General features: G+C 36.3%; 3 protein-coding genes and 1 pseudogene. 1 reads left to right on the top strand and 3 read right to left on the bottom strand.

Annotated elements, in window-relative coordinates:
• Positions 1-195, top strand: a pseudogene (locus tag Q0296_RS10865) (hypothetical protein); the annotation flags it as partial.
• Between the two features lies 1 nt (position 196).
• Here Q0296_RS10865 and Q0296_RS10860 read toward each other — a convergent pair.
• Genes Q0296_RS10860 through Q0296_RS10850 form a run of 3 tightly spaced genes read right to left on the bottom strand, consistent with a single transcriptional unit; the run spans position 197 to position 2,728 of the window.
• Positions 197-661 carry a damage-inducible protein gene (locus Q0296_RS10860; protein WP_298040492.1) on the bottom strand — a complete coding sequence of 155 codons (465 nt, stop codon included), beginning with the start codon at positions 659-661 and terminating at the stop codon, positions 197-199.
• Between the two features lie 3 nt (positions 662-664).
• Complete coding sequence (locus Q0296_RS10855; RefSeq protein WP_298040490.1) at positions 665-2,221, bottom strand: class I SAM-dependent methyltransferase; 1,557 nt, start codon at positions 2,219-2,221, stop codon at positions 665-667.
• Positions 2,222-2,230: 9 nt separating this feature from the next.
• On the bottom strand, positions 2,231-2,728 hold the full coding sequence (locus tag Q0296_RS10850; RefSeq protein WP_298040488.1) for a redoxin family protein: 498 nt from the start codon (positions 2,726-2,728) through the stop codon (positions 2,231-2,233).
• Positions 2,729-2,745 lie beyond the last annotated feature (17 nt).

Below are 2,745 nucleotides of genomic sequence, written 5' to 3'. Positions count from 1 at the left end.
GATAACGCAGCCGGCGAAGCGATAGTAAATTTTTGCGGCGGCAAGGTCTTTGACGCTAGTAGTGGCAAAGATATGAGCTATAAGCTTGCTCATTTAAAAAGTCCGTTTTTCGTAGCTCTTGGTAAAAATGCGCTAAATTTAAAAGATGAGATCAGCGAGCTTGCATCTAAATTTGACAAAGAGAGCAAAAGATAGGCTATTTGCAGCCTATCTCGCTACTCATTTTTAAAAATGCACTTTCACTTTGCTCTAAAAATTTAACGCCCGCGTCCATATCGTCAAGTCTCTCTTTTAGCTTAACCACTAAAACGCCGCATTTTAGCTCTCGTGCGCGCTCCAAACTAGTGTCAAACACGCTTCCAAACTCTTTTACGTTCTTTATCAAAATATCATTTTGCGAGAGCTCTTTTGCACTAAAAAAGGCATTTCGCTCAGACTTTACAATGCCAAGATAGTTTGCTGGCTTTATATCATTTATATAGATATAAATTCCTCCATGTAAAGTACCACTATATACCGCAGCATCGCCTTGCTCAAGCACTTTTAAATATGTCTTGCCGTTAAAATTTAAACTTTGGGTGAGATTTAAATTTTTCACACCTCTCTGGCTCGCACAACCAGCTAAAAACACACAAAACAAAAGAGCAAAAAATCTTCTCATTGTTTAAATTTCTTCTAGCAGATAGAGCATGCTAGCTATTCTTATAGTGCCTGCCACATAGTTTAATATATTTGATACAACCTTGTTTCTTTTTATCTCTTCGCCATTTGCTTCAAATATTTTTACGTCATTTTCTTTTATAAATTTTAAAGCCTTAGACGCAATGTCTTCTAAATTATTTTTACCATCTAATAGTAAAAATATATAGTAATCAACCAAATTTAATCTTTCAGATACACAAAATCTATTTGCAAAACCAATATTTGTCTCTTCTTTATGTTTTAAAAAATACTTAACATAATTTATCAAATTTGGATTTAGCCTTGAGTACCCTGGCCTATACTCTATATCTTTTAGCTCATCTTTTACGATCATTGCGCTTGCTGAGTTAGTTAAAAGCCTTACAAAAGCGCTATAAACTGTAAGCTTATCTTCTGGTAAAATTTCTAAAATTTGAGAGAGGTTTATGCTCGCTGGAAATATCTTGTTAAAAACCTCACAAAGCCACCATATATCTTGTGGCATAACATGATGTTTATCATACCACATATCATCTTTTTTTATAAAGTCCGCTACTATATGAATTTTATTTATATCGCTTGGGCCTATTTGTTTGTTTGCTACTTTTTTATAAGCCTCGCTATGTACAATCAAGCTTTGTCTAAAGACCTTATTATTAGCAATATCCATAAACTGCTCTAGATCAATTCTATCCTTAAATTTATCATTTTTATAGCTATCAGCCTTATTCATACCGAGATCTGGAACAAAAATATCTTCAAGTGTACACTCGCAAAGATAAGATAGGTCGTTTTTAACAAGCATTGCATTAAAATCTTTAAAATAAAAAGGATCATTAATATCCTCTAAAAACTCATGAGCTACGTAAAAATCACTCTTATCAAGAATAGTGTCTATCCAGAAAAGAAGCATCTCAATGGGCATTTTCTTCTTATAGTTTTCGTTGTCCATACTTAGTAAAAACTCTTTAAATACAATAAGTGCTTCTTTGGCTGCCTTTAGTTTCTCTTCTGTATTTTCCTTGTCCTTTGCAGCAAGCAACATAAGATCACGCACAACATCCTTTGTTTTCCAGCCTGGATAGACATTGTAAGAGATAAACACCACGCCGTTTTGGCTTAAATTTTCTCTTACAACCCTTAAAATAGCATCTTTTACAAAGTCAGGTACCCAGCTAAAGACGCCATGAACTATGATGTAGTCAAATTTCTCATCACTTTTAAACTCACAGATATCGCCGTGAATTAGCTCTAAATTGCTTAGTCCTATCTCTTTAACGATCTCTTGTCCGCGCCTTATTTGCTCGCCGCTAAGATCGATGCCAACTACTCTTGCGTTCTCGTTATTTACGGCAAATGGGATCAAATTTCCGCCAAAGCTGCACCCTATCTCGAGCACTTTTGCGTTTTTGCAAGGCGGCGGGTTGATGCCAAGAAGCGTAGCGCAAGCCTCTAGTTTATAGGGCGATGACTGCGCAAATGCTGCTGATTTATATGTTAGCTCATCATAAGACTTTTCGATCTTGCTATTTTGGCTCATTTTACCCTCCTAGTAGTCTTTATTTTGCAATTTTTCAAGCATATTTTTAGCGTCGTTTTCAGGTTCATCAACGATATATGCGCGCCTTATATTGCCGCCTTTTATGATAAGTGTTTGACGAAAGTAAAATTTATGCCCATTTGAAGCGGCAAACACTGGTAGTTCAAGCGCTCGCTCTAGCATAAACTCGCTATCGTTTAAAAACATCACGCCAGTTGCGGTCTCTTCTTCAAATTTCTTCTGAGCAGCGATATCTTGGGAGCCAATAGCTACTACCATAAAGCCAAGATCGTTAAATTCTTTAAGAAGTTTTTTGTAGTTTATCGCTTGCTTCGTGCAGCCTTTCATGCCTGCAGTATTTTGCAGCTGCTTGCTTAAAAGCTCAAAGTCCTCGCCTATCTTTGGGTAGATAAAAACCACGCAGTCATGGCTCCTTGCAAAGGCAGAAAAGTCAAATTCTTTACCGTCTAAAGTCCTTAGATAGATGCTTGTAGGCACTTTTATCATCTTTCATCCTTTAAAAT

The sequence above is a fragment of the uncultured Campylobacter sp. genome (genome assembly GCF_937890585.1).
Lineage (GTDB): Bacteria > Campylobacterota > Campylobacteria > Campylobacterales > Campylobacteraceae > Campylobacter_A.
The sequence above is the reverse complement of the archived record's forward strand: the minus strand, read 5'-3'. Positions and strand labels throughout refer to the sequence as shown.

What these genes read in the sequence shown, in the direction of transcription:
- Q0296_RS10860 (WP_298040492.1), bottom strand. Translation starts at nt 661, where the DNA reads ATGAGAAGATTTTTTGCTCTTTTGTTTTGTGTGTTTTTAGCTGGTTGT.
- Q0296_RS10850 (WP_298040488.1), bottom strand. Translation starts at nt 2,728, where the DNA reads ATGATAAAAGTGCCTACAAGCATCTATCTAAGGACTTTAGACGGTAAA.
- Q0296_RS10855 (WP_298040490.1), bottom strand. Translation starts at nt 2,221, where the DNA reads ATGAGCCAAAATAGCAAGATCGAAAAGTCTTATGATGAGCTAACATAT.